General features: G+C 60.6%; 25 protein-coding genes. 10 read left to right on the forward strand and 15 right to left on the reverse strand.

Annotation, left to right across the window (positions count from 1 at the left end; all coding sequences use genetic code 11):
- Nucleotides 1–125 precede the first annotated feature (125 nt).
- A complete protein-coding gene (locus tag KW848_RS20385; protein WP_008149863.1) occupies nucleotides 126–596 on the forward strand; it encodes a DUF1289 domain-containing protein in 471 nt (156 codons plus the stop codon).
- Nucleotides 597–708: 112 nt separating this feature from the next.
- On the opposite strand, the gene KW848_RS20390 is transcribed toward KW848_RS20385, so the two are convergent.
- On the reverse strand, nucleotides 709–1,572 hold the full coding sequence (locus KW848_RS20390; RefSeq protein WP_192409499.1) for a universal stress protein: 864 nt from the start codon (nucleotides 1,570–1,572) through the stop codon (nucleotides 709–711).
- A gap of 160 nt (nucleotides 1,573–1,732) precedes the next feature.
- Here KW848_RS20390 and KW848_RS20395 point away from each other — a divergent pair, with 160 nt between their 5' ends.
- Nucleotides 1,733–2,341, forward strand: a complete 609-nt coding sequence (locus tag KW848_RS20395) for a tRNA-(ms[2]io[6]A)-hydroxylase (protein WP_046032069.1) — start codon at nucleotides 1,733–1,735, stop codon at nucleotides 2,339–2,341.
- Between the two features lie 209 nt (nucleotides 2,342–2,550).
- Here the strand turns inward: KW848_RS20395 and KW848_RS20400 are convergent, their stop codons facing one another.
- From KW848_RS20400 to KW848_RS20425, 6 genes are all read right to left on the reverse strand, one after another.
- Nucleotides 2,551–3,039 carry a GFA family protein gene (locus KW848_RS20400; protein WP_192409498.1) on the reverse strand — a complete coding sequence of 163 codons (489 nt, stop codon included), beginning with the start codon at nucleotides 3,037–3,039 and terminating at the stop codon, nucleotides 2,551–2,553.
- A 246-nt stretch (nucleotides 3,040–3,285) separates the two neighbouring features.
- The gene (locus KW848_RS20405; protein ID WP_218537879.1) at nucleotides 3,286–3,903 is read right to left on the reverse strand and encodes a DNA-3-methyladenine glycosylase; all 618 of its coding nucleotides are present in this window, start codon (nucleotides 3,901–3,903) and stop codon (nucleotides 3,286–3,288) included.
- A 4-nt stretch (nucleotides 3,904–3,907) separates the two neighbouring features.
- Nucleotides 3,908–4,711 carry an isocitrate lyase/phosphoenolpyruvate mutase family protein gene (locus tag KW848_RS20410; protein WP_218537880.1) on the reverse strand — a complete coding sequence of 268 codons (804 nt, stop codon included), beginning with the start codon at nucleotides 4,709–4,711 and terminating at the stop codon, nucleotides 3,908–3,910.
- A 42-nt stretch (nucleotides 4,712–4,753) separates the two neighbouring features.
- A complete protein-coding gene (locus tag KW848_RS20415; protein WP_218537881.1) occupies nucleotides 4,754–5,836 on the reverse strand; it encodes a bifunctional transcriptional activator/DNA repair enzyme AdaA in 1,083 nt (360 codons plus the stop codon).
- Nucleotides 5,837–5,916: 80 nt separating this feature from the next.
- Entirely contained in the window at nucleotides 5,917–6,957 is a 1,041-nt protein-coding gene (locus tag KW848_RS20420) for a DMT family transporter (protein ID WP_218537882.1), read from the reverse strand.
- Nucleotides 6,958–7,129: 172 nt separating this feature from the next.
- Nucleotides 7,130–7,750 (reverse strand): LysE family translocator, encoded by a 621-nt coding sequence (locus KW848_RS20425; RefSeq protein WP_192409490.1) that lies wholly within the window; start codon nucleotides 7,748–7,750, stop codon nucleotides 7,130–7,132.
- 170 nt (nucleotides 7,751–7,920) lie between these two features.
- Here KW848_RS20425 and KW848_RS20430 point away from each other — a divergent pair, with 170 nt between their 5' ends.
- Entirely contained in the window at nucleotides 7,921–8,508 is a 588-nt protein-coding gene (locus tag KW848_RS20430) for a LysE family translocator (protein ID WP_218537883.1), read from the forward strand.
- A gap of 23 nt (nucleotides 8,509–8,531) precedes the next feature.
- Here the strand turns inward: KW848_RS20430 and KW848_RS20435 are convergent, their stop codons facing one another.
- Together KW848_RS20435 and KW848_RS20440 are read right to left on the reverse strand one after the other, a co-directional pair.
- The gene (locus tag KW848_RS20435) at nucleotides 8,532–9,365 is read right to left on the reverse strand and encodes an AraC family transcriptional regulator (RefSeq protein WP_218537884.1); all 834 of its coding nucleotides are present in this window, start codon (nucleotides 9,363–9,365) and stop codon (nucleotides 8,532–8,534) included.
- 35 nt (nucleotides 9,366–9,400) lie between these two features.
- Nucleotides 9,401–9,904 (reverse strand): VOC family protein, encoded by a 504-nt coding sequence (locus KW848_RS20440; RefSeq protein ID WP_111452287.1) that lies wholly within the window; start codon nucleotides 9,902–9,904, stop codon nucleotides 9,401–9,403.
- A 182-nt stretch (nucleotides 9,905–10,086) separates the two neighbouring features.
- Between KW848_RS20440 and KW848_RS20445 the strand changes: the two genes are divergently transcribed.
- A complete protein-coding gene (locus KW848_RS20445; RefSeq protein ID WP_218537885.1) occupies nucleotides 10,087–11,445 on the forward strand; it encodes a hypothetical protein in 1,359 nt (452 codons plus the stop codon).
- A 72-nt stretch (nucleotides 11,446–11,517) separates the two neighbouring features.
- Here the strand turns inward: KW848_RS20445 and KW848_RS20450 are convergent, their stop codons facing one another.
- Entirely contained in the window at nucleotides 11,518–12,438 is a 921-nt protein-coding gene (locus KW848_RS20450; protein ID WP_256365224.1) for a LysR family transcriptional regulator, read from the reverse strand.
- A gap of 114 nt (nucleotides 12,439–12,552) precedes the next feature.
- Here KW848_RS20450 and KW848_RS20455 point away from each other — a divergent pair, with 114 nt between their 5' ends.
- From KW848_RS20455 to KW848_RS20475, 5 genes are all read left to right on the forward strand, one after another.
- Complete coding sequence (locus tag KW848_RS20455) at nucleotides 12,553–13,398, forward strand: oxidoreductase (RefSeq protein ID WP_218537887.1); 846 nt, start codon at nucleotides 12,553–12,555, stop codon at nucleotides 13,396–13,398.
- A gap of 247 nt (nucleotides 13,399–13,645) precedes the next feature.
- A complete protein-coding gene (locus KW848_RS20460) occupies nucleotides 13,646–14,101 on the forward strand; it encodes a (2Fe-2S)-binding protein (RefSeq protein ID WP_218537888.1) in 456 nt (151 codons plus the stop codon).
- 25 nt (nucleotides 14,102–14,126) lie between these two features.
- Nucleotides 14,127–16,295, forward strand: a complete 2,169-nt coding sequence (locus KW848_RS20465) for a xanthine dehydrogenase family protein molybdopterin-binding subunit (protein WP_218537889.1) — start codon at nucleotides 14,127–14,129, stop codon at nucleotides 16,293–16,295.
- 1 nt (nucleotide 16,296) lies between these two features.
- The gene (locus KW848_RS20470; RefSeq protein ID WP_218537890.1) at nucleotides 16,297–16,875 is read left to right on the forward strand and encodes a hypothetical protein; all 579 of its coding nucleotides are present in this window, start codon (nucleotides 16,297–16,299) and stop codon (nucleotides 16,873–16,875) included.
- A gap of 74 nt (nucleotides 16,876–16,949) precedes the next feature.
- Nucleotides 16,950–17,549, forward strand: coding sequence for a GGDEF domain-containing protein (locus tag KW848_RS20475; protein WP_218537891.1), 600 nt, complete (start codon nucleotides 16,950–16,952; stop codon nucleotides 17,547–17,549).
- On the opposite strand, the gene KW848_RS20480 is transcribed toward KW848_RS20475, so the two are convergent.
- A complete protein-coding gene (locus KW848_RS20480) occupies nucleotides 17,496–18,773 on the reverse strand; it encodes an amidase (protein WP_218537892.1) in 1,278 nt (425 codons plus the stop codon). The genes KW848_RS20475 and KW848_RS20480 overlap by 54 nt on opposite strands.
- Complete coding sequence (locus KW848_RS20485) at nucleotides 18,770–19,195, reverse strand: VOC family protein (RefSeq protein ID WP_218537893.1); 426 nt, start codon at nucleotides 19,193–19,195, stop codon at nucleotides 18,770–18,772. Before KW848_RS20485 ends, KW848_RS20480 begins: the two co-directional genes overlap by 4 nt.
- 112 nt (nucleotides 19,196–19,307) lie before the next feature.
- Here KW848_RS20485 and KW848_RS20490 point away from each other — a divergent pair, with 112 nt between their 5' ends.
- Nucleotides 19,308–20,174, forward strand: a complete 867-nt coding sequence (locus KW848_RS20490; RefSeq protein ID WP_218537894.1) for a LysR family transcriptional regulator — start codon at nucleotides 19,308–19,310, stop codon at nucleotides 20,172–20,174.
- 182 nt (nucleotides 20,175–20,356) lie between these two features.
- Here KW848_RS20490 and fabI read toward each other — a convergent pair whose 3' ends face one another.
- The 3 genes from fabI to KW848_RS20505 are packed head-to-tail and all read right to left on the reverse strand — an operon-like array spanning nucleotide 20,357 to nucleotide 23,804.
- Nucleotides 20,357–21,151 (reverse strand): enoyl-ACP reductase FabI, encoded by a 795-nt coding sequence (fabI, locus tag KW848_RS20495; protein ID WP_218537895.1) that lies wholly within the window; start codon nucleotides 21,149–21,151, stop codon nucleotides 20,357–20,359.
- A gap of 21 nt (nucleotides 21,152–21,172) precedes the next feature.
- The gene (locus tag KW848_RS20500) at nucleotides 21,173–22,783 is read right to left on the reverse strand and encodes an ABC transporter ATP-binding protein (protein WP_111452298.1); all 1,611 of its coding nucleotides are present in this window, start codon (nucleotides 22,781–22,783) and stop codon (nucleotides 21,173–21,175) included.
- 1 nt (nucleotide 22,784) lies between these two features.
- Nucleotides 22,785–23,804: an ABC transporter permease gene (locus KW848_RS20505; RefSeq protein WP_008152087.1), complete on the reverse strand. Its 1,020-nt coding sequence runs from the start codon at nucleotides 23,802–23,804 to the stop codon at nucleotides 22,785–22,787.
- Between the last annotated feature and the right edge of the window lies 1 nt (nucleotide 23,805).

Below are 23,805 nucleotides of genomic sequence, written 5' to 3' on the forward strand. Positions count from 1 at the left end.
GGCTGGCTGATTCTACGGCAAAAAAAATTTAAAGGTAAGTTGGCCCTCGAATTTTGAGGGGTGATCAATGTTAGACAAAGGGCTAACATGCCGACCTGTTCTGCTTTCCCGTGCTCTCCCAACCTATGCCCAATCAGACCATCAAGACCCCCTGCGTCGGCCTCTGCTCCACTGTTTACGGTGATTTGGTGTGCCGTGGCTGCAAGCGTTTCCACCATGAAGTGATCAACTGGAATGGTTACAACGAGGAGGAAAAACGCGCGGTGTGGCTGCGTCTTGAGCTGCTGCTGTCCCAGGTGATGGCCAGCAAGCTTGAAGTTTTCGATCCCCAGCGCCTGCGCCTGCAGCTGGAGCAGCGCAAGATCCGCTTTGTGCCGCATCAGTCGGAATATTGCTGGGCGTACCAGTTGATCGCCCGGGGCGCGCGGGTCATCAACAACCTGGAAGCCTACGGGATGGTGCTGATGCCGGAGTTTCGCGACTGGAACCTGCCGGAACTGCGGGATGCCATTGATCGGGAGTTCTTTTTGCTCTCCGAGGCGCATTACCAGCGCTACATTGCGCCGGGTTTTCTCAAAGACGCGTTCGGCGGCTGATTCTTAAGAGCTTCGCGAGCAAGCCCGCTCCCACATTAAATCTGTGGCGTTCACAAAACCCCCTGTGGGAGCGGGCTTGCTCGCGAAGGCTATCTATCCGACGCCGCAAATCTCAATGTTGCGTAACGATCTCCTCCAGATGATCCATGATCGTATCCGGCTTCAGCACCAGCACATCGCTTTCCACCGCATCCAGCACCACCTCCGCCGTGTTCCCGATCAACGCCCCTGACAACCCGGACCGAGCCACGGTACCGATTACCGTCACCGCCGCCTGCAGTTTGTGGGCCATGAATGGAATCAACACATCCGCCGGACCTTCCTCGATATGCAGGTGCTCGTCATCAATGTCGAACTCGGCCTGAAACGATTTGCACTGTTCGCGATAGCGCGCCTCGATGGTTTCGCTGAGTTGCAGAGTTGGGTCGGCCGCCGACAGCATCGGTGACGGATGGGCGCTGACCACATGCAAATGGGCCTTGGCCAGGCTGGCGATGTCGTAACCGTGATCGACGATGCAAGCGTGCAAGGTGCGGTGTTCGGCATCGGTATTACCGACATCGATTGCCGCCAGTATGACCCCGCCAGTCCACGGTTTCGAGGTTTTGACCAGCAGCACCGGCGTCGGGCAGTAACGCAGCAGTTTCCAGTCCGCCGGGGTCAGCAGGGCTTTTTTCAGCGGACTGTCGGGGTAATGCTGCTTGATCACCAGTCCACAGCCTTCAGCTTGCTGCACATCGACAATGGTTTCGTGCAGGCTTTCGTTCCAGGCCTGCTCGGTGGTGACGCTGTAGCCGTCCTCGATCAGCGCGGCCTTGAGCACGCCCAACATGCCGCTGTGGTCATGCTTGCGGTCGCAGACCAGCAGATGCAGATGAGCCTGGGTCACGCCGGCAATCAGCTTGGCCCGTTTGAGCGCCAGGCTTTCCGAGTGTTCGGGTTCGAGGACCACCAGAATGCTGCGAATGGCTTGCATGATCGGGATCTCCATGAAGTAAAAAATACTGCGTTGGACAACTATAGTTGCTGGCTGGCCATTCGGGACTTGATGTATATCAACGGTCGCGACTGGTGGTCTGCCGGCAGGCCGGTATAATCGGCGCCCTTCGATGTTGAACCTCTTATCCGTGAGCCCCATGATCCTTCCCGAAATTCACGAGTTCCTCGGCTGCCGCACCCCCGATGGCTGGGTTCAGGCCGCGCTGGCTGATCAGGAAACCCTGCTGATCGATCACAAAAACTGTGAATTCAAGGCCGCCAGTACCGCGTTGAGCCTGATCGCCAAGTACCACTCTCACGTCGATCTGATCAACCTGATGTCGCGTCTGGCCCGGGAAGAGCTGGTGCACCACGAACAGGTCATGCGCCTGATGAAAAAGCGCAAGATCGAACTGCGTCAGCTGTCCGCCGGGCGCTACGCCTCGGGACTGCGCAAAGTGGTGCGCAGCCACGAGCCGGTCAAACTGGTGGACACCCTGGTGGTCGGCGCCTTTATCGAAGCCCGTAGCTGCGAGCGTTTTGAAGCGCTGGTGCCGCATCTGGACGAAGAGCTGGGCAAGTTCTATTTCGGCCTGCTGAAGAGCGAGGCCCGGCATTTCCAGGGTTACCTGAAACTGGCCTACCAGTACGGTGACGCCAAGGACATCGCCCAGGTGATCGACAAGGTCCGCGCCGCCGAGCAAGAGCTGATCGAGTCACCGGATGTGGAGTTTCGTTTCCACAGCGGTGTGCCAGCGGCCGCCTGACGCTTTCGAGTCGTACTCAAATTATGCGACCGGCACAAACCCCTGTGGGAGTGGGCTTGCCCGCGAAGAGGCCATCAGCAATACCGCAACGTCAAAAGGTGTACACCACCTGCCCAGCCAGTGAAGCCTTCATCCGCCGCTGTCCGCCGCATTGTTGGCCAGATACTGCACGGCCAGCACCGTCGAAATGTCAACGACTGTGAACCGGCTTAGCGGCTCAAACCCAGGCGCTCATGCCACTCGGCGATGGATTCTTCGGGATAGACGTCGAACTGCTGATCCCCAGGATGCGCCTCGACTTCCACCCACGGTGCCTTGGAACCGAGCATCAAGTGCGTGTGCTCCGGTGGCACCGGCAGTGGGGTGTCGATGGCAGAGGCAAACGGGTGAATCAGCTCCGGCCATTCGGGGCTGAACAGCCACAAGCCTGAACCGCACAGCGAACAGAAATGCCGCTCGGCGGTGCTGCTGTGGGCGCGTTTATCACCTTCGTCCTTGAGTCGTGCGTGATAAATCGCGATGTGCTTGCGACCGCGTACCTTAAGGCTGTCGGCATCGCCACCCAAGTTGATCGCGTAGCCGCCACCGCCCTGAGTCTTGCGACAGATCGAACAATAACAACGCTGATACGGGTAGGGGTGGGCGCTGGTCAAACTGAACGACACCGCGCCGCAATGGCAGGAACCTTCGAGCTGCATGGGAACCTCCGACAGGTCTGGAACTTACCCAAGACAGCCTAGACCTTCAGCGCCCCTCCACCGGTACGAGAATCGCATCGCCGGGTAACCTGCGTCGGGTTTGGGGGAAGTCATTGCCCATAAGTGAGTGTGATGGCGTCGGATATGCGGTGGCTGTGCAGGCCCCATCGCGAGCAGGCTCGCTCCCACATTTGAAATGCATTCCCCTGTGGGAGCGGGCTTGCTCGCGAAGAACGATAACGCGGTCTACTTGCCGGTCATCCGCCACAAATACCAGGCAGCCACCGTCCGATAAGGACTCCACGCCAACCCGATCTCAATCATCTGCTTGCGCGTCGGCTGCACCTCCAGCCCCTTGAGCCGCCGATACCCCTCACGCACCCCAAAATCATCGGCGGGCAAAATATCCGGCCGTTCCAGGCTGTAGATCAGCAACATCTCAACCGTCCAGCGCCCAACCCCACGCAAGGTAATCAACCGCTCGATCAGCGCCTCATCCTCCATGGCCAGTGCTGTGGCGTAATCCGGCACCACACCGTCCAGCGCCGCTTGGGCAATGCCCTGAATGGTCGCGATCTTGCTGGCGGAAAACCCGCAACTGCGTAGTTGATCGAACCCGGTCGCGACAACTTGTTCAGGCCTCGGGAACGTACCCGTCCCAAACAACGCGATCAATCGACCGACAATCGCATCCCCGGCCTTCGCATGCAGTTGCTGGTAGGCAATCGCCCGCACCAGCGACTCATAAGGATCGCGAGCCGCATGGGGCTGATGCAGGCAAGGGCCGACGGCGGCGATGTGGCGACGCCAGTCCTCATCGATGGACGATAGAAACTCAGTGGCGGGCAGATAGGCGTCGGGCATGGGCTCAAGCTTTCCCGGACGGCGCCAACAGGGCGTTCACTTCACCATAGGTGAGGGCCTTCAGGTCACGGCTGTCGAGTGTCCCTGTTTCCAGAAAGCTCTTGGCCAGTGCGCCCATGGCGCCATACAGAAACTCAGCAATGCGCGAGCCTGCACTCAAACGGCGTACGCCGAGGGCTTTCAGCTCTTCAGGCGATGGCAAGCCGGGGAGCCCGAGGACGTTCAACGGCAACGGAGTGCCTTGGCACAGCGCAGCGATCTCGTACTCAGCCGTGACGCCAGCCGCGAACAAACCATCGGCACCGGCCGCCTGATACAACGCGGCGCGCTTGAGCGTCTCGGCCACGCGATCTTCGGCGGGCACCAGACTCTTGAGGTACACATCGGTGCGGGCATTGATAAACAGCTTCACGCCGCGACGTTCGGCCACCTGACGAGCGACTTCGATCTTGCGCACCAACAGCTCGGGCGGGGAAGCACCGTCCTCGATGTTGATCCCCACCGCGCCGGCCGCGATGACGGCATCAATCACTTGGGCCACCCGCGTCAGGTCATCGGAATAGCCGGCCTCGATATCCACGGTCAACGGCACCGAAATCACCCGGGCGATGGACTCGACCGTCGATACCAGGCGCTCAAGGGGCAGGGCGTTGCCGTCCGGATAACCGTGAGCCCAGGCGACTGCCGCGCTGCTGGTGGCGACGGCTTTACAGCCCAACTGTTCCACGATGCGCGCCCCGGCGGCATCGGCGACATTGGTGAGGATCAGCAAGCCGTCGTGGTGCAGTTGGTGAAATGGCGTGTCCATCGAATGTCCTTCCTTATGACTTTTTGAGAAACCTGCAAATGATCAGAATGCGAGTGGTTGCGTGATCTGCACCGCCGCTTTTTCCAACCTGAGCAAGAACGCCTTGCGCGGTTGTCCTCCACCATAGCCGGTCAACGAGCCGTCGGTGCCGATCACCCGGTGACAGGGCACGACAATCGAGAGACGGTTATGTCCGTTGGCCAGGCCCACGGCGCGACTGGCGCCGGGTTTGCCCAATAGCGCCGCAATGGCGCCGTAAGTGCTGGTCTGGCCGTACGGGATCTTCGCCAGTTCGGCCCAGACCTGTCGGGCGAAATCGCTGCCAGGCAAGTGTAGTGGAACCTTGAAGTCAGTGAGTTTGCCGGCGAAATACTGCGTCAGTTCGGCTTCAATCTGCTGCAAATGCGCGTTATGTCCTGGCGCGACGGCATAGCCGTATCGATTCTGCAATGCTTCCACTTCCTTGGTCAGCGCTGGCCGATCAAGAAACTCCAGCAGGACCAGCCCGCGTCGTTCGGCCATGGCGATCATCGGCCCCAGTGGTGTGGTCAGGCGAGTGAACAGCAGCGGCTCGCTGTTGGCGGCGCGGCCGGGTGTGATGTTGAAGGACTTTTGAAACGCATCGCGAAACCCGCTCAGGGACTCGTAGCCCGAGTCGAACGCCGCGTTGTCGATGGAGTCGCCCTGTTTGATCCCGCCCAACGCCATGCCGAGGCGTCGGGTGCGCAGCCAGGCGTGAAAGGTCATGCCGAAATGCTGCTTGAACCAGCGGCGCAGTTTCAGCGGTTCGATGCCTTCGGCCAGCAGCTGCGCATCGGTCCAGCGCTGCTCGAGGTCGGCATCCACCGATTTGAGCAGCCGCTGCACCCAGTCTGGGGCGATGGCCGCCGCGTCCAGTGGTTTGCAGCGCAGACAGGCGCGATAGCCCGCGGACATGCACTCATCGGCATGGGCGAAGAACTCGACGTTCTCCGGTTTCGGCTTGCGCGCCGTGCAACTGGGGCGACAGAAGATGCCGGTGGTTTTGACCGCGGTAAAGAACACCCCCTCGTAGGCGGTGTCTCGTTCGAGCATGGCGCGAACCATCTCGGCGTGGGGCGGAAGCAAAGCGTTTTGTAGGTTCATGGGCCGAGCATAAGCCGCGTCGCCCAGCGCCTCCACCGGAAAATCGACAGAGAATTCCGGCCATTCGTCATGAGGGCTGCCTAATGCTTATGTCGGTGATGGATGTCCGGAAAATGTGGATGACTGTGGCGCAGCGGCGTGTGTTGATGTTCGTGACTGTGGGGTTCGGTCCCGTCCCACTGGAATGAATGTTCATGTTGATGATGCTCGTCATGCACGTGGCGATGAGCATGCTTGAGCGCCTCATGTTGATGCTCATGGGCATGACTTTCCTTGAGGTGAATCCATACCCCAAGGCCCATCAACAGCGAAGCGGCCCAAAATGTCAGCGTGACGGGTTCGTTCAGCAGCAGGATGGCGATTGCCGCGCCGAGGAAAGGTGCCGTGGAAAAGTAGGCGCCAGTGCGCGCAGTGCCCAGGCCCCGGAGTGCCAGAACGAACAACACCAGGCTGATGCCATACCCCAGGAAACCCACGATCAACGTAGGCCCCAGCACCGTCATGTGCGGCAGTTTTGCGCCGAGCAGCAGCGCCAGAGAACAGTTCACCACCCCGGCGACCAACCCCTTGATGCCGGCAATAAACAGCGCATCCGAAGCCGATACCTTGCGCGTCAGGTTGTTATCGATCGCCCAGCACACGCAGGCCAGCGCTACCGCCAACGGTCCGATCCAGCCCTGTGATTGCGCCGGGTTCTGGGGCCAGGCCAGCAGCAAGCCACCGGCGACGATTGCCAGCATTCCGGCGACGATGCGTCGGTCAGCGTTCTCCTTGAATACCACCCAGGCCAGCACGGCGGTCAATACCGATTCGAGGTTGAGCATCAGCGAGGCCGTGGCGCCGGAGGTCAGGGTCAAACCGAACATCAGCGCCACCGGCCCGAGCACGCCGCCAAAAGCGATGGCACCGATCAGCCATGGCCACTCCGACGATTTCAACCCGCTGGGCTGCCAGCCTCGGTCACGCAAAAGCCTGACGATTGTCAGGCCCAGGCCGCTGCCCAGGTACAACAAGCCGGCCAGCAGGATCGGCGAAAGGTTCAGGCCCAGCAACTTGGCCAATGGCGTACTCGCGCCAAAAAGCGCGGCAGCGCCAAGGGCGTAGACGATGTTCAGGTTCATTGAGGGCCTGTGGTGAGTTGGGGAGTGGGCAAGTACTGCACAAATTTCGTGGCCAACAGCATTCTACTGTGGGAGCGAGCCTGCTCGCGATAGCAGCTTTACATTCAATAATGATGTTGACTGACAGACCGCTATCGCGAGCAGGCTCGCTCCCACAGTTTATAGATAGAGTTCAGGCACGGCGCGCCATCAGCAACACCGAAGCCGCCGCTGACAACAATCCCGCGCAGCAACGATTGAACATCCGCTTGCCCCGGGGTTCGGCGAACCAGCGGCGCATGTGCAGGCCCATGTAGGCGTAGGCACCGATGGCGATCCATTCCAGCACCAGGAACAACGCGCCCAACACGGCGAATTGCGGCGATACGGCTTGGGTCGAGTCGACGAACTGCGGCAGGAACGCGGTGAAGATCAGGATCGCTTTCGGATTACCGGCCGCCACCAGGAACTCCTGCCGCGCCAACGCCAACATCCCCACCGGCGCGCCTGCCACCACGTTTTCCGTCCCGGGATCGGCGCGCCACAATTGCCAGGCGAGGTAGAGCAGGTACGCCGCCCCCAGAATCTTGATCCCGTAGAACAACAATTCCGACGTTTGCAGCACCACCGCCAGCCCCGCCGACGCGAGGGCGATCATGCCGGCGAAGGCGAACAGCCGACCGATCCCGGCGACACAGGCGATGCGATAGCCGTAGCGGGTCGAGTTGCTGACCGACAACAGGTTGTTCGGCCCGGGCGCCATGTTCAGGGCGAAGCAGGCGGGAAGAAACAGGGTGAGGGTCGCGAGGTCCATGGCGGGGCTCCAAAAGCAGGAACGGTATTTTTATCACAGGCCCGGGGTGGCTTGACCCATACAGTGGTGGACGGCGGTCGCGGTACAGCTGAGGGGTGTTTTGTTCAATACAGCCCTCAGGTCGCTCTTTACCTTGAGGCCTCGTTCAACTGAATTGAAGAAGGTCTGTGATGAGTCTGATTATCTCGATGGCGGCATTTGCACTGGTGGCCTCGATAACGCCAGGGCCGGTGAACATCGTGGCGTTGAGTTCCGGCGCGCAGTTTGGTTTCCGCGCCAGTCAACGGCATGTGGCCGGGGCGACGCTGGGTTTCGTCGTGTTGTTGGTGTTGATGGGATTAGGGCTGCATGAGGTGTTGCAGCGCTGGCCAGCGCTGACGCTGGGGGTGCAATGGGCGGGGGTGGCATTCCTGTTGTACATGGCCTTTAAGCTGGCCGCTGACAAGGGAGATCTGCAGGCGAAGGAGTCAGGCCGTGCGCCGTCTATGTTGTACGGCGCGGTCATGCAATGGCTCAACCCGAAAGCCTGGCTGGCCTGCGTGGCCGGGATGGGCGCTTTTGTGGCGGATGGCGAGGCGCGGCTGGTCTGGCAGTTTGCGGCGGTGTATCTGGTGATTTGCTACCTGTCCGTTGGCTGCTGGGCCTATGCCGGGACGTTTTTACGCGGCTATCTGAGTAACCCGGCGGGCATGCGTCTGTTCAATCGGAGTATGGCGTTGTTGCTGGCGGTGAGTGCGGTGTACCTGTTGATACCTTAAGCACAGGGATCGCGTCGTTGGAGTCAGCCGCGATACTGCCCCGGTGTCGCCGCCAGATGTTGTTTGAACGCACGCTGAAAATGCGCCTGATCAGCAAACCCGGCTTCGAGCGCGACATCGGCGATCAACTTGCCGCTGCGCAGTTGATCGCGGGCGAACTGGATACGCCGGTTGACCAGAAAGGCGTGGGGCGTCATGCCGTAATGCTGCTTGAACGCACGGATCAGGTAGGACGGCGATAGTTGAGCCGCCTCGCAAATGTCTTCGAGCTTGAGCAGTTGCGTGCAGTTGTCGCGGATGTACTCGGCGGCCCGTTCCAGTTTGAAATTGGGTTCGCGCAGTGGTTGGTCACCAGGGTTGAGGCGCTGTTGCACATCGGTGAAAAACTCCACGGCCGCGCTTTGCTTGCGCAACACGTCTTGCTGCGCATCGACCAACACGTCGTACACACTTTTCAGACCGGCATACAGATCACTGTCGTGAGTGTGGGTGATGGAAAACCGGCGGAACGCCAAGTCCTGGCTGAAGCCGAGCTGATGCTGCAAGTCGGTCAGCCACGGCGTCTCGACGTACAGCATCAGGTACGACCACGGTTGGTCATCGATGGGATTGCAGGCGTGGACATCACCGGGATTCATCAGCACCACGGTGCCGGCACTGACCTGGAATTGCGATTGCTCGTGGAGGTAGGTACTGCGCCCGGCCGTGATCGCACCGATGGAAAAGTGCTCGTGAGAATGCCGGGTGTAACAGACCTCGCGGCCGTCGGCGATGGAACGGGCTTCGATGAAGGGCAGGGCGTCGTCGCGCCAGAAGCGCGGGGCTTTGTCAGCGTCTTTGGCAACGGCGGGCTTCATGGTCAGCGTCCTCGGCAGGTCAGCGTCGAAGTGTATTAGCTCTCGCCGTCAAAGGCTCGTTGCAACGCTGCGATATCGAGTTTTTTCATCTGCAACATCGCCGCCATGGCGCGTTGGGATTTTGCCGTGTCAGGGTCTTTCATCATGTCCATCAGGGCCACCGGTACGATCTGCCACGACACGCCGAATTTGTCCTTGAGCCAGCCGCATTGCTGGGCCTCAACGGGACCACCCGCGGACAGGCGCCCCCAGAAGTGGTCGACTTCTTCCTGGGTATGGCAATTGACCTGAAATGAAACCGCTTCATTGAACTTGAATATCGGACCGCCGTTGAGGCCGGTAAAACTCTGTCCGTCCAGCTCGAAACTGACCGTCATCACCGAACCTTCGGGCCTGCCGTGAATCTCCTGACCGGCCTTGCCGTAGTGGGTGGTGGCGCTGATTTTCGAATGATCGAAGATCGCACAGTAGAACTTCGCGGCCTCCTCGGCTTGATCGTCGAACCACAGGCAGGGCGTGAGTTTTTGAACGCGGTGCATGGTTTAGCTCCTCTACGGATTACTCAGGCTGGACTTTCAGCGTAGTCAGCCTCGGGTCGTCTGGCCGTACCGTAGATCGACAAGTTGAAAGAGTTTCCCTGGGCAATGGAATCAAACATGTCGGCATGACCCGATAGCCGCTAGACTTGCCGACCTGGTTTGCCGCAAGGACGCTCTGCATCATGGTTACCTCCCGATTACTGGCTGTTTCCTGTCTGCTGGCTGCCGCTGCTGTAAACGCTGGGCCGTTGACGTATCACCTCACGGACCCCGCGAAGAAATACGTCATCGATGTGCAGTTTGCACAGCCGCCCACCCAGACTTTCGACGGCGCTCCTGCGCTGATTACGTTGCGCAAAAGGGCCGGTGGGCAGGTGGTGCAGCGCATCGAGTCAGCCGAAGCGTTCGCCCTGTTCAAGCCAGGCCGAAAAGCTTCGGAGTTCGACCGGAACCTGGCGTATGCCGATCAAAATCTGCTGTTGTTCGGCGATTTCAATTTCGACGGGCAACAAGATCTGGCCGTACGCAACGGCAATAATGCACGCTATGGCGGCCCTTCCTACGACATCTATCTGTTCGATCCCCAGAGTCCGACGCTCGTGTTGAGCACCTCCTTCTCCGCTCTGACCCGTGACGAAAATCTGGGCATGTTCGGCATCGATCCTGTCACCAAAAGCCTGCATACCCAGTCCAAAAGCGGTTGCTGCTGGCGTCAGAGCGCGACCTGGCAAATACAGGACAACCTTCCTGTGAAGGTGGCCGAGAAAACCGAGGTGGTGCAAAAGCCCTCGCAAGCCAGCCCGTTCATGCCCTATGGCTATGTGGACGTCACCAATCGTGAACTGAAGTCCGGCCAATGGACGGAGCGTCGTCGACTCGAGGGGCCCGTCGGTGAAGCGCCGGTCATGTTGCGCGGCACCCTTGATAACAAGATCCCCGTTGAGCTGTGGTGGCAACGTCAGGGTGATGTCTACGTCGGGGAAGTTCGCTACAGCAAGACCGGCAGCGGCCAACCGATCCGGCTGGTGGGCAATACCTATGAAGAGGGCGGAATCGTTCTGCGTGAACTGGACGACGACGGTCAGATGATCGGCAACTGGTTCGTCGAAGGCACGCCGAACGAGCAGGGCAGCCAGACCGGCACGTGGATCAACGGTTCCCGCCAATTGAGCATCAATGTCAGGCCGGCCGCGTTCAAGGTGGCCGCGCAAAAACTTGAGCGGGTAGCAGACAGTCAGCGAGAAGGGCGCTACCTCGTGAGCAATGTCCAGGATCGGCGTGTCGGCGAGCTGACCCTCAAAGTAGTGCCGGCGATCGATAACGGCCCTGAGATGGCAGACATCAACCTGAGCATTTTTCAGCTCAAGGATCCGCCCGTTGAAGTCCATCATCAGTACCCATTGCTCGCCGGCAACCTCGTCATCGCGCTGGACCCCGAGGGCGACCCGCTGTTTCGCCTGCAGTTGCTCAACGGTGCCGCGGAAGTGACCGGTTTTGGTGAGTATCAGAAGTACAGCGCGGCTTACGTGAAACAACCTTGATGGTGTCGTCTTCCGGCGCAACATCGGCTGGACAAAGGTCTGGTCGGCGTCGTGAGGCCTGAAGGCGACGGTTCAGTTGCGGCCCAGGCCACCTTTTTCAGCGATCCAACGGGTGGCCAAATCAATAAAGGCCCGCAGTTTTGGCTGTGTCTGGGTGCGACTGGGGAAGTACAGGTATAACGCCGAACTAAGTGGCACGAAGGGTTGCAGCACCCGCTCCAGGCGTCCATCCGCCAACTCTTCGGCAATTTCCAGATCACAGGCGTAGGCCAGGCCCGAACCGCTGCGAGCGGCCGCCACCAACAACCGGCGGTCATTGACGATTACGCCGCCCTCGACGCCCACGGTGAAGTCCCGACCCTTGCGGCGAAACTCCCAGCGATGCGCGCTGCCGGAGGTCGAGAAGCGAAAGCCGATGCATTCATGTCGGGTCAGGTCTTCCGGGCTGTCCGGTTTTCCAGCCTTGGCGAAGTACGCCGGGGAGCCCACCACCGACCATTGCAGGTCAGGCGTCAGGCGCACCGCGACCATGTCTTTTTCTATCGACTCTCCCAGGCGAATCCCGGCATCGAAGCCGCCGGCCATCAGGTCGACCGTGGCGTCGTCCAGGGAAATATCGAGGGTGACTTGCGGGTAGGCCTCGCGGAACAGCGGAATCAGCGGCTCCATCAACAAGGCCCCGGACAATCTTGGGGCCGTGAGTCGCAGCGTGCCCATGGGCTGATCGCGGAAACCGCTGAGCACCGCCAGCGCTTCATCGATTTCACTGGCCGCCGGACGCAAGCGGGCAAACAGACTGGCGCCGGCTTCGGTCAGCGCCACTCGGCGTGTGGTGCGCTGAAACAGCAGCACGCCGGTGCGTCGTTCCAAGAGCTTGATCGCATGGCTGACGGCGGTGGGCGTAACGGCTAGCCGAGTCGCGGCCAGGGTGAAGCTTTTGTGCTCGGCGACCGCAAGAAACTCGGTCAAACCGTCGAAAGGGTCGTGATTCATATCGGCGCCATTATGAAAGAGCGTTTCATAGTGCTTGTAACACGAGGGCATTTTTCCGACCAATGTTCCTGCGTACCTTGTGCTTACCCCAACGACCTACAAGGATTCGCGATCATGACCACTTCCCAACACTTCAAACGTGTCTGGCTCATCACCGGTGCTTCTCGCGGTATCGGCGCCAAGATCGCTGCCGCCGCGCTGGCCAATGGCGACGCGGTGGTCGCCACCGCCCGTGACGCCAACAGCATCACCCAGCGTTTTGGCGAGCGGCCAGGTTTGCTGGCCGCCACCCTTGATGTGACCAACGAAGCCCAGAGTATTGCGGTCGCCAACGCGGCCATCGAGCACTTCGGGCGCATTGACGTGCTGGTCAACAACGCCGGTTTCGGCGTGCTCGGCGCGGTGGAAGAAGCCAGCGCCGATGAAGTGCGCCGCGTGTACGAAACCAACGTCTTCGGCTTGCTGAATGTCACGCGCGCCGTCCTGCCGCACATGCGCGCAGCTCGCGGTGGACATGTGATCAATCTCTCATCGGTGGGCGGCTACAGGTCGGGGCCGGGCTTTGGCGTCTATTGCTCGACCAAATTTGCCGTCGAAGGCTTGAGCGAGGCGCTGCACGCCGAGCTGGCACCGTTGGGCATCAACGTGACCATTGTCGAGCCCGGCTACTTCCGGACTGAGTTCCTCGAAGGCAATTCGCTGGTCGAATCCCCGGCTTCGATCGCTGACTACGACAGCACGGCGGGTGAGGTGCGCAAAATTGCCAAGGCCGTGACCCTGAATCAGCCTGGCGATCCGGACAAGCTCGCCCAGGCCATGATCACCCTGGTGCAAGCGCAAAAAGCCCCGCTGCGCTTACCGCTGGGCAGCGACTGTGTTGCAGCGATTGAAGCCAAGAACACCTTCGTCGCTGAGGAGTTGCAGACGTGGCGTGAGCTGTCGGTGTCCACCGACTTCTAAGCCCCCAACCGAGTTACTTCAGTCTTCTTTATGTGACCGGTGGTCGATGAACCGGTCTCGCCCGGCAATTTGCGCTTAGCTGTAGGGATAACCCTGCCCTTGTAGGAGCTGAGCTTGCTCGCGATGGCGTCAGGTCTGGCACACCGCGTTATCGTTCATCGCGAGCAAGCTCGGCTCCTACAAAGGGCGTAACGGCGGAGGCCGGAGAGAGCCCTTTCAGAACACCGTGAATCTGAGGAAATTCGCAATGCTGACCCTCAACATCAATGGCAAGGACCAGGCGCTGGATGTCCCCGCAGACATGCCGCTCCTATGGGTCCTGCGCGATGTCGCGCACCTGACCGGCACCAAATTCGGTTGCGGCATGGCCCAGTGTGGCGCCTGTACCGTGCACGTCGACGGCGCGCCGCTACGCTCCTGTATCACCCCCGCCACAGCCGTGGCCAATGGGCAAAAAATCCTCACCATCGAAGGCCTGTCCAGCGACGGTTCGCACCCGGTGCAACAAGCCTGGGCCGAACTCGATGTGGTGCAGTGCGGCTATTGCCAGTCCGGGCAGATCATGTCGGCCGCCGCGTTGCTGGCGAAAATTCCCAAGCCCACCGACAGCGACATCGATCAGGCGCTCTCCGGCAACATCTGCCGCTGCGGCACCTACCCGCGGATCCGCGCAGCGGTCAAACGCGCCGCCGAGATCGGTTGATGCCACGTTGACAGGAGTCCGAACAATGAACAGCCTCAATCCTCTGTCACGCCGCGGTTTCCTCAAGGGCAGCGCGGTGCTGGGCGGTGGTCTGGTGGTGGCGTTTGTCATCCCCGGTGGCCATCGCTTTGCCATGGGCGCCGAGAATCAAGGCAATGTATTCGCGCCCAATGCGTTTTTACGGATCGGCAATGACGACAGCGTCACCATGCTGCTCGGCCATTCGGAAATGGGCCAGGGCATCTGGACCGGCCTGACCATGCTGATCGCCGAAGAACTGGACGCCGACTGGTCGAAGATCCGCGTCGAACATGCACCGGCTTCGGCCGCCGAGTATGGCCTGGCCGGGTTTGGCGGGATGCAAATCACCGGTGGATCGACCTCGACCTGGATGGAGTTCGATCGCTACCGTCAGGCCGGGGCAGCGGCGCGTTTGATGTTGATCGACGCGGCGGCCAAACGCTTCAACGTCGCACCCTCCGGGATTCGCACTGAGTCGGGTGTGGTGATTGCCGGTGACCAACGCGCTACCTACGGTGAACTGGCCGATGACGCCGGCAAACTGCCGGTGCCGGATCCGGCGTCGATCAAGCTCAAGGAGTCCAAGGACTGGAAAATCATCGGCAAACCGACCAAGCGCCTGGACACCCCGGAGAAAATCACCGGCCGTGCCACGTTCGGCATGGACGTGCAGTTCGACGGCCTGATGACCGCCATGGTCGCGCGTTCGCCAGTGTTCGGTGGCAGCGTCAAATCCTTCGAAGGCGCCGAAGCGCTGGCGATTCCGGGCGTGCACAAAGTGGTGCAGGTGCCCACCGGGGTGGCGGTGATTGCCGATCATTACTGGGCGGCGAAGCTGGGGCGCGATGCGTTGAAGGTCGATTGGGACCTGGGGCCGAACACCGGGCTCGACAGCCAGGCGCTGCTGGAAAGCTTCCGCAAGCTCGCCGCCACCCCTGGCGCTTCGGCCAGTCAGGCCGGTGATGTCGCGGCGGGTCTGGGTAAAGCGGCGAAGACCATTGATGTCGAATACAGCGTGCCGTACCTGGCCCACGCGCCGATGGAACCGCTCAACTGCACAGTGAAAATCACCCAGGACAAATGCGAAATCTGGACCGGCACCCAGTTCCAGACGCTGGATCAAATGGTCGCCGGGAAAATCACCGGGCTCAAACCCGAGCAGGTGGAGATTCATACCGAGTTTCTCGGCGGCGGTTTCGGTCGCCGGGCCAATCCGACCTCGGACTTTGTCGCAGAAGCCGTGGAAGTCGCCAAGGCCGCGGGTGCACCGGTAAAAACCGTCTGGTCCCGGGAGGACGACATTCGCGGTGGCTACTACCGCTCGGCGTTCCTCCATCAGGCCCGCATCGGCCTCGATGCCGGCGGCCTGCCGATCGCCTGGAAGCATGTGATGGTCGGGCAGTCGATCATGGCGGGCACGTCATTCGAGGCGACCATGGTCAAGAATGGCATCGACAAGACCTCTGTCGAAGGGGTCGCCGACAGTCCGTACCTTGAGGGTTTGGCGAATCACCAGGTTGATCTGCATTCGCCGCAAACCGGCATCCGCGTGCTCTGGCTGCGTTCGGTGGGGCACACCCACACCGCGTTCGTGATGGAGTCGCTGATCGACGAACTGGCAGAGGCGGCCGGCAAGGATCCGGTCGAATACCGACGAACCTTGCTCAAGGATCATCCACGGCATCTTGGCGTGCTGAACCTGGCCGTTGAGAAAGCCAACTGGAAGGCGCCACTGCCGGACGGCCATGCGTTGGGTGTCGCGGTGCACGAGTCTTTCGGCAGCTATGTTGCCCACGTGGCTGAGGTGTCCCAGGACAACCTGGCGATTCGCGTGCATCGGGTGGTGTGTGCGGTGGATTGCGGCATTGCGGTCAACCCGATGAGCATCGCGGCGCAAATGGAATCGGCCATCACCTTCGGCCTCGGATTTACCTTGCACAGCAAACTGACCTTCAAGAACGGGGAGGTGGTGCAATCCAATTACCATGACTATCAAGTGCTGCGGCTCAACGAGATGCCGGTGGTAGAGGTGCATATCGTCCCCAGCAGTGACAAACCCGGCGGCATCGGTGAGGCCGGTGTGCCGCCCACGGCGCCGGCAGTGGCCAACGCGGTGTTCGCCCTGACCGGCCAACGCTTGCGGGAACTGCCGCTGCAACTGTCGGGGGTGTGAGATGAGACGACATCTGATGCTTGGCGCAGTGGTGTTGATCGGCCTGATCGGCTACGCCGAAGACCTGTTCGCTGACGATAAGGAAGCGATCAAGGCGTTCGATACCGTGCAAAAGGTCTTCCAGAGCCCACGCTGCCAGAACTGCCATATCCCCGGCGATTCGCCGTTGCAGTTCGACGCCGGGATCCCTCACGCGATGAACGTCGTGCGGGGCATGGACGGCAAGGGCGCGGCGGGTTTGCCCTGCGCTACCTGTCACGCCGAGCGTAATCCGCCGGCCAGTTACGGCCCTCACGCACCGCCAGGGGCGCCGCACTGGAGCTTGCCGCCCGCCGCGCACAAAATGGCCTGGATCGGTCTGCCGGCCGATAAATTGTGCGCAATGATCAAGGACCGTTCCAGCAACGGTGACCGCGATTTCGCCGCGCTGATCAAGCATGTCAGCGACGACAAATTGGTGCTCTGGGGCTGGAATCCGGGTCAGGGAAGGGCGCCGGTGCCGGTGCCGCACGACATTTTCGTCACCCAGTTCAAGCTTTGGGCTGACGCGGGAGGGCCATGTCCGGTCGCGGGTAGCTGACCGGCGGTCCGTTAACAGGGAGTCAAAGCGGGTATGGACGACTCTAAGAAATATACCCGCCAATGGAGTGAGAAATGCTGATCCCAGGCAAACCGGTAAAACCAGGCGCGTGCGCCGACCCGTTGCGCACGCCACTGCAGGAGCGCGAGCTGCTGCGTGACTTGGCCCGCAAGGCCGAGGAGGAGCTGATGGGCGTGCAAATGGCGAGCATGGACGAGTTGACCCTGCTCTCCAACCGACACGGTTTTACAGCGCTGGCCCAACAAGGGCTGGATGTCTGCCAACAGCTGAAAAAGCCAGCGACGCTGCTGCTCTTCAATATTGATGACTTCAAACACATCAACTATCTCTATGGTCGTGCCGAAGGCGATAACGCCCTGAAAACCTTTGCTGATGTGCTGCGCATTGCCTTTCGCGAGAGCGATGTGATCGGCCGGTGGGGCAGCGACAAATTCGTCGCGTTGCTGACCGGCTCAAGCGTTGTGGAAATACCCGCGATCAGGGCGCGACTCGAAGAAATACTCGAAGAGCGCAATGCCACGGTGCATCGCGGTTATGACATCCACTACAGCGTCGATCAGATCGAGTTTCATCCTGCGCTTCACGAGACGGCCGAGGGCTTACTGGCCGCGGTCAGTGAGCAAATCGGCAGCGACCCGTTCGGCCACCCGTAGCAACGAACCGTCATTTCGGAACCGACCGATCATCTGTAAACCGATCGGCATCGATCCTTCTGCGCGAACCAGCGGGATATTCACCTGCGGCCAGCCGAACGCGCCCCAGAACTTGATGAAATCCGAGGGCCCGGTGCTTTCCAGGCCCATGGGCGCGACCATCCCGCAGCAGGGGCCGAGCATCGCGTCGTAGGGCTGGCACCGTTCATTCAGGCGCGGTGCAAGCGCCGCCAACCGGGCCTTGGCAGCGGACTCCTGTTCCCAGGTGGTCGCCGCCGCCCTGTCGAACATTGCCAGGGTCGAAGGGCTTAACAATGCGCGGTGTCCCTGAAACTCCTTCGCCAGAGAGCGGGCGCCTTCGCAGTCGTTGATTAACAGGTGATCGTCGAATACCCCGGCAAATTCATCCGGCAGTTGCACGTCGTCGACCTGATGGCCGGTGCTGCGCAAGTGGTCCACGGCCTGTTCCAGGGCGTTGGCCACCTCGGGGTCGACCTGATCCCAGCGCGCTGTGCGATAGAAGCCCAATTGCAGAGGGCGTGGTTCAACCTCAGGCACTGCAAAACCTGGAATCAACACCCGCGCCACCAAGTGCAGATCCCGCACCGAGCGACCGTACCAGCCTACGGTGTCGAAGCTCGGCGCCAGCGGCTTTACGCCTTCCAGCGAGACCAGGCCAAACGACGGTTTGAACGCGAACAGACCGCAATAGGACGCCGGTTTAAGCAGTGAACCGGCCGTCTGGGTACCCAGCGCCACCGCAAAGAAATCCGCTGCCATCCCGGCCGCCGAACCGGCGCTGGAGCTGCCCGGCGTGCGGTCCGGGTCATGCGGGTTGCGGGTCGGGCCGGTGTGCATGTACGCAAATTCAGTGGTGTGGGTCTTGCCCATGATCAGCGCGCCAGCCTGGCGCAGCAGGGTCACCACATGGGCATCCCGGGCCGGTTGATGACCGGCATAGATGGGCGAGTTGAATTGGGTCGGATGGTCGGCACTGTCGAAGACATCCTTCACCCCTACCGGGACCCCGGCCAGCAAGCCACGACTGTTGTGCAACGCAGCATCGGTGCGTACTTTTCGGGCATCGAACGAGACGAAGGCCTGGATGTCCGGCTCCAGCGCCTGAATGCGCTCAAGGACCGTTTCGGCGATGGCGGCGGCGGACGTCTCACCCTTGATCACGGACTGACTGAGGGCCGTGGCATCCGGGACGGGGCGGATCATTTGGCGAACAACTGAGTGATGTCCTTGAACGCCTTGAACTCCAGCGCATTGCCGCAAGGGTCGAAGAGAAACATCGTGGCTTGCTCACCCACCAATCCCTGAAAGCGAATGCCCGGTTCGATGACGAATCGGGTATCAAGGGCTTTCAGGCGTTTGGCCAGAGCCTCCCATTCGTCCATCCCCAAGACCACACCAAAATGCGGCACTGGCACGTTGTGGCCGTCGACGGCATTGGTGTGAGCGGCTTCTTGAGAGGGGTTTTTCGGCGCAAGGTGAATGACCAACTGATGGCCGAAAAAATTGAAATCGACCCAATGATCGCTTGAGCGACCTTCTTCCAGGCCGAACACCTCGCCATAGAAATTGCGTGCGGCAGTCAGGTCGTAGACCGGGATGGCCAAGTGGAAAGGGGAGAGTTGCATCGGATGTGCCTCGGCTGTCTGGATTCAGCCTGAGTTTAGCGCTGTGCTTTTTGATTGAAAGACGATAGTTTTTGCGTCGAGATCAAATTATTTCGATCAATCGAGAACGTCTATGTTGCGCGAATTGAAAACCTTCATTGCCGTCACGCGCTATGGCACGTTCGCGGCGGCCGGGATGCACGTCGGGCTGACGCAGTCGGCGGTCAGCGCGCAGATGCGCAATCTGGAGCAGGCCCTGGGTATTCGCTTGTTCGACCGCACCGGACGTCAGGCGATTCTCAATGCGGCGGGCCAGCGCGCGTTGCCGATGGCGCGGGAGATCCTTGAGACCTTCAGCCGCATGGCAGTCAGCGATGATGTCAGCGAGTATCGCGGTGAGTTGAAAATAGGCGCGGTGGCCACGACCCAGACCGGACTGCTGCCCCAGGCGTTGCTGCGGCTGAGGCAACAGGCACCGTTGCTGGAGCCGAAACTGGTGCCCGGTGTGTCTCTGAACCTGTTGAGCCAGGTGGACACCGGTGAGGTGGATCTGGCGATCCTGATCAAACCGCCGTTCGAGTTGCCCAAGGAACTGTCAGCGCAAGTCATCCGCAAGGAACCGTTTGTATTGATCGTGCCGGCGGACCTCGAAGGCGATGAGCCGTTGCAGATCCTCGCGAGCCATCCGCATGTGCGTTACGACCGCAATTCGTTCGGTGGAAGACTGGTGACTCGTTTTTTGCGTGAGCAGCAGATTGATGTGCAGGTGGCTTTGGAGCTGGATGAGCTGGAAGCCATCGTGAAGATGGTTGAATGCGGGTTGGGTGTGTCGCTGTTACCCGAGGCGGGGCTCTGGCTTGAGCATGGGGCGAAGGTCCGGATCATCCCGTTGGGCGAGCTGACGTTCTTCCGCGAGATCGTCCTGTTGCAGCGCTACAGCCAGCGCACACAGCCGATCCAGCAGCTGTTTGCCCAGTGTCTCACCCAAATCGAAAGCTAAACCACAACCCCTGTGGGAGCGGGCTTGCTCGCGAATACGGTTGTTCATTCAACATTGATGTCGTCTGACACGACGCCTTCGCGAGCAAGCCCGCTCCCACAGGGGGTCTGCGTCAGGTCTCAAATCGCAGACATAAAAAAACCCGCCTGAAGAGGCGGGTTTTTTATTTGGCTGACCGAAGATTACTCTTCGAGGCTGCCCATGGCCGTGGTGTTGAAACCACCGTCCACGTACATGATTTCGCCGCTGATGCCGGACGCCAGGTCCGAACACAGGAAGGCGCCGGCGTTGCCGACTTCGTCGATGGTGACGTTACGACGCAGCGGAGTTTGCGCTTCGTTGGCAGCCAGCATCTTGCGGAAGTTCTTGATGCCGGAAGCGGCCAGGGTGCGGATCGGGCCAGCCGATACGCAGTTGACGCGGGTGCCGTCCGGGCCCAGGGAGCCGGCCAGGTAACGAACGCCAGCTTCCAGGGAAGCCTTGGCCATGCCCATCACGTTGTAGTTCGGCATGGTGCGCTCGGCGCCCAGGTACGACAGGGTCAGCAGGCTGCCGTTGCGGCCTTTCATCATTTCGCGACCGGCTTTGGCCAGGGCCACGAAACTGTAGGCGCTGATGTCGTGAGCGATGCGGAAACCTTCACGGGTGGTGGCTTCGGTGAAGTCGCCATCCAGTTGGTCGCCCGGGGCAAAGCCGACGGAGTGCACGATGCAGTCCAGGCCGTCCCACTTCTTGCTCAGCTCAACGAAGACCTTGGCGATTTCTTCATCGCTGGCCACGTCGCACGGGAAGCACAGCTCAGGGTTGGAGCCCCAGCTTTGTGCGAACTCTTCGACACGACCCTTGAGTTTGTCGTTCTGATAAGTGAAGGCAAGCTCAGCGCCCTCGCGATGCATGGCGGCAGCGATGCCGGATGCGATGGACAGCTTGCTGGCGACACCGACGATCAGTACGCGCTTACCGGCGAGAAAACCCATGTGTTGCTCCTCTCTTTCAGGTTATTGCGCAGTGGCTGGGGCCAGGAAAGCGGCTTCCAGCAACTGCTGTGTATACGGATGTTTGGGCGACGCAAAAATACTTTGCGCGTCTCCCTGTTCGACCACTTGGCCTTGCTTGACCACCATCAGCTGGTGGCTCAGCGCTTTGACGACAGCCAGGTCATGGCTGATAAACAGATACGTCAGGTTGTACTTGGTTTGCAGCGAACGCAAAAGCTCCACCACTTGGCGTTGCACTGTCCGGTCGAGGGCCGATGTCGGCTCGTCCAGCAGAATCAACGCCGGTTTTAGCACTAATGCCCGGGCAATGGCGATTCTCTGCCGTTGCCCGCCGGAAAATTCGTGGGGGTAGCGGTGCCGGGTTTCCGGATCCAGACCTACCTCCTTGAGTGCCGCAATAATCGCCAGTTCCTGTTCCGCCTCGGTGCCCATCTTGTGGATCCGCAGGCCTTCGCCGACGATCTGGCTCACGCACATCCGTGGGCTCAGGCTGCCGAACGGGTCCTGAAACACCACCTGCATCTCCCGCCGCAGCGGCCGAACCTGTTGCTGCGTCAGGCAGTCTAGCTGCTTGCCTTCAAAACGGATGGCGCCTTTGCTGCCAATCAGCCGCAAAATCGCCAAACCCAGTGTCGACTTGCCCGAACCGCTTTCTCCCACAATCCCCAGGGTCTGGCCCTGAGGCAGGCTGAAATTGATTCCGTCCACCGCTTTGATGTGGTCGACGGTCTTTTTCAGAAAGCCTTTCTTGATCGGGAACCAGACTTTCAGGTCCTCGACTTGCAGCAAGGGCGGGCCAATCACATTGGTCGCCGGCTTGCCGCTGGGCTCCGCTGCCAGCAGTTCCCGAGTGTACGGATGCTGCGGTGCGCGGAACAACTCTTCGCACGATGCCTGTTCGACGATGCAACCGCGCTGCATGACACATACGCGATGCGCAATTCTTCGCACAAGGTTCAAATCGTGACTGATCAGTAATAGCGCCATGCCCAACCGGGCCTGTAATTCCTTGAGCAATTCGAGGATTTTCAGCTGTACGGTGACGTCCAGCGCGGTGGTTGGCTCGTCGGCGATCAGCAGTTCCGGCTCGTTGGCCAGGGCCATGGCAATCATCACCCGCTGCCGCTGGCCGCCAGACAATTCATGGGGCAGCGCCTTGAGACGCTTCTCGGGCTCCGGGATGCCGACCATTTCCAGCAGCTCCAGCGTGCGCTGGGTCGCGACTTTGCCGATCAGGCCTTTGTGGATGCCCAGCACTTCGTTGATCTGCTTCTCGATCGAGTGCAGCGGGTTTAGCGAGGTCATCGGTTCCTGGAAGATCATCGCGATCCGGTTGCCGCGGATGTGGCGGATGGTTTTCTCTTTCAGGCTCAGCAGGTTTTGCCCGGCGTACTCGATGGTCCCGGACGGATGCCGGGCGAGCGGGTAGGGCAGCAGCCGCAGGATCGAGTGAGCGGTCACTGATTTGCCGGAGCCGCTTTCGCCCACCAGCGCCAGGGTTTCGCCACGCTTGATATCGAAGCTCACGCCTTCGACCACCCGTTGAACGCGCTCGCCGACGACAAATTCGACGGCCAGGTCGCGCACTTCGATCAGATTGTCCTGATTCATTTCACTTCCTCGGGTCGAAGGCATCGCGAGCAGACTCGCCGATGAACACCAGCAAACTCAACATCAACGCCAGCACGGCAAACGCGCTCATGCCGAGCCACGGCGCTTGCAGGTTGGATTTGCCCTGGGCCACCAGCTCACCAAGGGATGGTGCGCCAGGCGGCAAACCGAAGCCCAGAAAGTCGAGAGCGGTCAGGGTGCCGATGGCGCCGGTCAGAATGAACGGCATGAAAGTCATGGTCGAGACCATGGCGTTGGGCAAAATGTGGCGGAACATGATCGCACCATTCTGCATACCCAACGCCCGCGCGGCGCGCACGTATTCCAGATTACGCCCTCGCAGGAATTCGGCGCGGACCACGTCCACCAGGCTCATCCACGAGAACAGCAGCATGATCCCCAGCAGCCACCAGAAATTCGGCTGGACGAAACTGGCGAGAATGATCAGCAGGTACAGCACCGGCAGCCCGGACCAGATCTCCAGAAAACGCTGCCCGGCCAAATCCACCCAGCCGCCGTAGAAACCCTGCAAGGCTCCGGCAATCACGCCGATGATCGAGCTGAGAATGGTCAGGGTCAGGGCGAACAGCACCGAAATCCGGAAGCCGTAAATCACCCGCGCCAACACGTCGCGGCCCTGATCATCGGTGCCCAGCAGGTTGTCGACAGAGGGTGGCGCCGGGGCCGGGACTTTCAGGTCGTAGTTGATGCTTTGATAGCTGTAGGGAATCGGCGCCCACAGCACCCAGGCGTCTTTTGCCTTGAGCAATTCGCGGATGTACGGGCTCTTGTAGTTGGCTTCCAGCGGGAATTCGCCGCCGAAGGTGGTTTCCGGGTAACGCTTGAGCGCCGGGAAGTACCAGCCATTGTCGTAGTGCACCACCAGCGGTTTGTCGTTGGCGATCAGTTCGGCACCGAGGCTCAACCCGAACAGCAGCAGAAACAGCCACAGCGACCACCAGCCACGCTTGTTGGCCTTGAACAGTTCGAAACGTCGGCGGTTGAGAGGGGACAGGTTCATC

Source organism: Pseudomonas sp. PDM25 (assembly GCF_019219045.1).
Classification (GTDB): domain Bacteria; phylum Pseudomonadota; class Gammaproteobacteria; order Pseudomonadales; family Pseudomonadaceae; genus Aquipseudomonas.

Bases quoted from the DNA above. Each gene is read 5' to 3' on its own strand.
- KW848_RS20480 (WP_218537892.1), bottom strand. From the start codon at position 18,773: ATGATCCGCCCCGTCCCGGATGCCACGGCCCTCAGTCAGTCCGTGATC.
- KW848_RS20440 (WP_111452287.1), bottom strand. From the start codon at position 9,904: ATGCACCGCGTTCAAAAACTCACGCCCTGCCTGTGGTTCGACGATCAA.
- KW848_RS20460 (WP_218537888.1), top strand. From the start codon at position 13,646: ATGCTGACCCTCAACATCAATGGCAAGGACCAGGCGCTGGATGTCCCC.
- KW848_RS20395 (WP_046032069.1), top strand. From the start codon at position 1,733: ATGATCCTTCCCGAAATTCACGAGTTCCTCGGCTGCCGCACCCCCGAT.
- KW848_RS20430 (WP_218537883.1), top strand. From the start codon at position 7,921: ATGAGTCTGATTATCTCGATGGCGGCATTTGCACTGGTGGCCTCGATA.
- KW848_RS20415 (WP_218537881.1), bottom strand. From the start codon at position 5,836: ATGAACCTACAAAACGCTTTGCTTCCGCCCCACGCCGAGATGGTTCGC.
- fabI (WP_218537895.1), bottom strand. From the start codon at position 21,151: ATGGGTTTTCTCGCCGGTAAGCGCGTACTGATCGTCGGTGTCGCCAGC.
- KW848_RS20405 (WP_218537879.1), bottom strand. From the start codon at position 3,903: ATGCCCGACGCCTATCTGCCCGCCACTGAGTTTCTATCGTCCATCGAT.
- KW848_RS20470 (WP_218537890.1), top strand. From the start codon at position 16,297: ATGAGACGACATCTGATGCTTGGCGCAGTGGTGTTGATCGGCCTGATC.
- KW848_RS20420 (WP_218537882.1), bottom strand. From the start codon at position 6,957: ATGAACCTGAACATCGTCTACGCCCTTGGCGCTGCCGCGCTTTTTGGC.
- KW848_RS20450 (WP_256365224.1), bottom strand. From the start codon at position 12,438: ATGAATCACGACCCTTTCGACGGTTTGACCGAGTTTCTTGCGGTCGCC.
- KW848_RS20465 (WP_218537889.1), top strand. From the start codon at position 14,127: ATGAACAGCCTCAATCCTCTGTCACGCCGCGGTTTCCTCAAGGGCAGC.
- KW848_RS20425 (WP_192409490.1), bottom strand. From the start codon at position 7,750: ATGGACCTCGCGACCCTCACCCTGTTTCTTCCCGCCTGCTTCGCCCTG.
- KW848_RS20445 (WP_218537885.1), top strand. From the start codon at position 10,087: ATGGTTACCTCCCGATTACTGGCTGTTTCCTGTCTGCTGGCTGCCGCT.
- KW848_RS20500 (WP_111452298.1), bottom strand. From the start codon at position 22,783: ATGAATCAGGACAATCTGATCGAAGTGCGCGACCTGGCCGTCGAATTT.
- KW848_RS20385 (WP_008149863.1), top strand. From the start codon at position 126: ATGCCCAATCAGACCATCAAGACCCCCTGCGTCGGCCTCTGCTCCACT.
- KW848_RS20400 (WP_192409498.1), bottom strand. From the start codon at position 3,039: ATGCAGCTCGAAGGTTCCTGCCATTGCGGCGCGGTGTCGTTCAGTTTG.
- KW848_RS20410 (WP_218537880.1), bottom strand. From the start codon at position 4,711: ATGGACACGCCATTTCACCAACTGCACCACGACGGCTTGCTGATCCTC.
- KW848_RS20490 (WP_218537894.1), top strand. From the start codon at position 19,308: ATGTTGCGCGAATTGAAAACCTTCATTGCCGTCACGCGCTATGGCACG.
- KW848_RS20390 (WP_192409499.1), bottom strand. From the start codon at position 1,572: ATGCAAGCCATTCGCAGCATTCTGGTGGTCCTCGAACCCGAACACTCG.
- KW848_RS20435 (WP_218537884.1), bottom strand. From the start codon at position 9,365: ATGAAGCCCGCCGTTGCCAAAGACGCTGACAAAGCCCCGCGCTTCTGG.
- KW848_RS20475 (WP_218537891.1), top strand. From the start codon at position 16,950: ATGCTGATCCCAGGCAAACCGGTAAAACCAGGCGCGTGCGCCGACCCG.
- KW848_RS20485 (WP_218537893.1), bottom strand. From the start codon at position 19,195: ATGCAACTCTCCCCTTTCCACTTGGCCATCCCGGTCTACGACCTGACT.
- KW848_RS20505 (WP_008152087.1), bottom strand. From the start codon at position 23,804: ATGAACCTGTCCCCTCTCAACCGCCGACGTTTCGAACTGTTCAAGGCC.
- KW848_RS20455 (WP_218537887.1), top strand. From the start codon at position 12,553: ATGACCACTTCCCAACACTTCAAACGTGTCTGGCTCATCACCGGTGCT.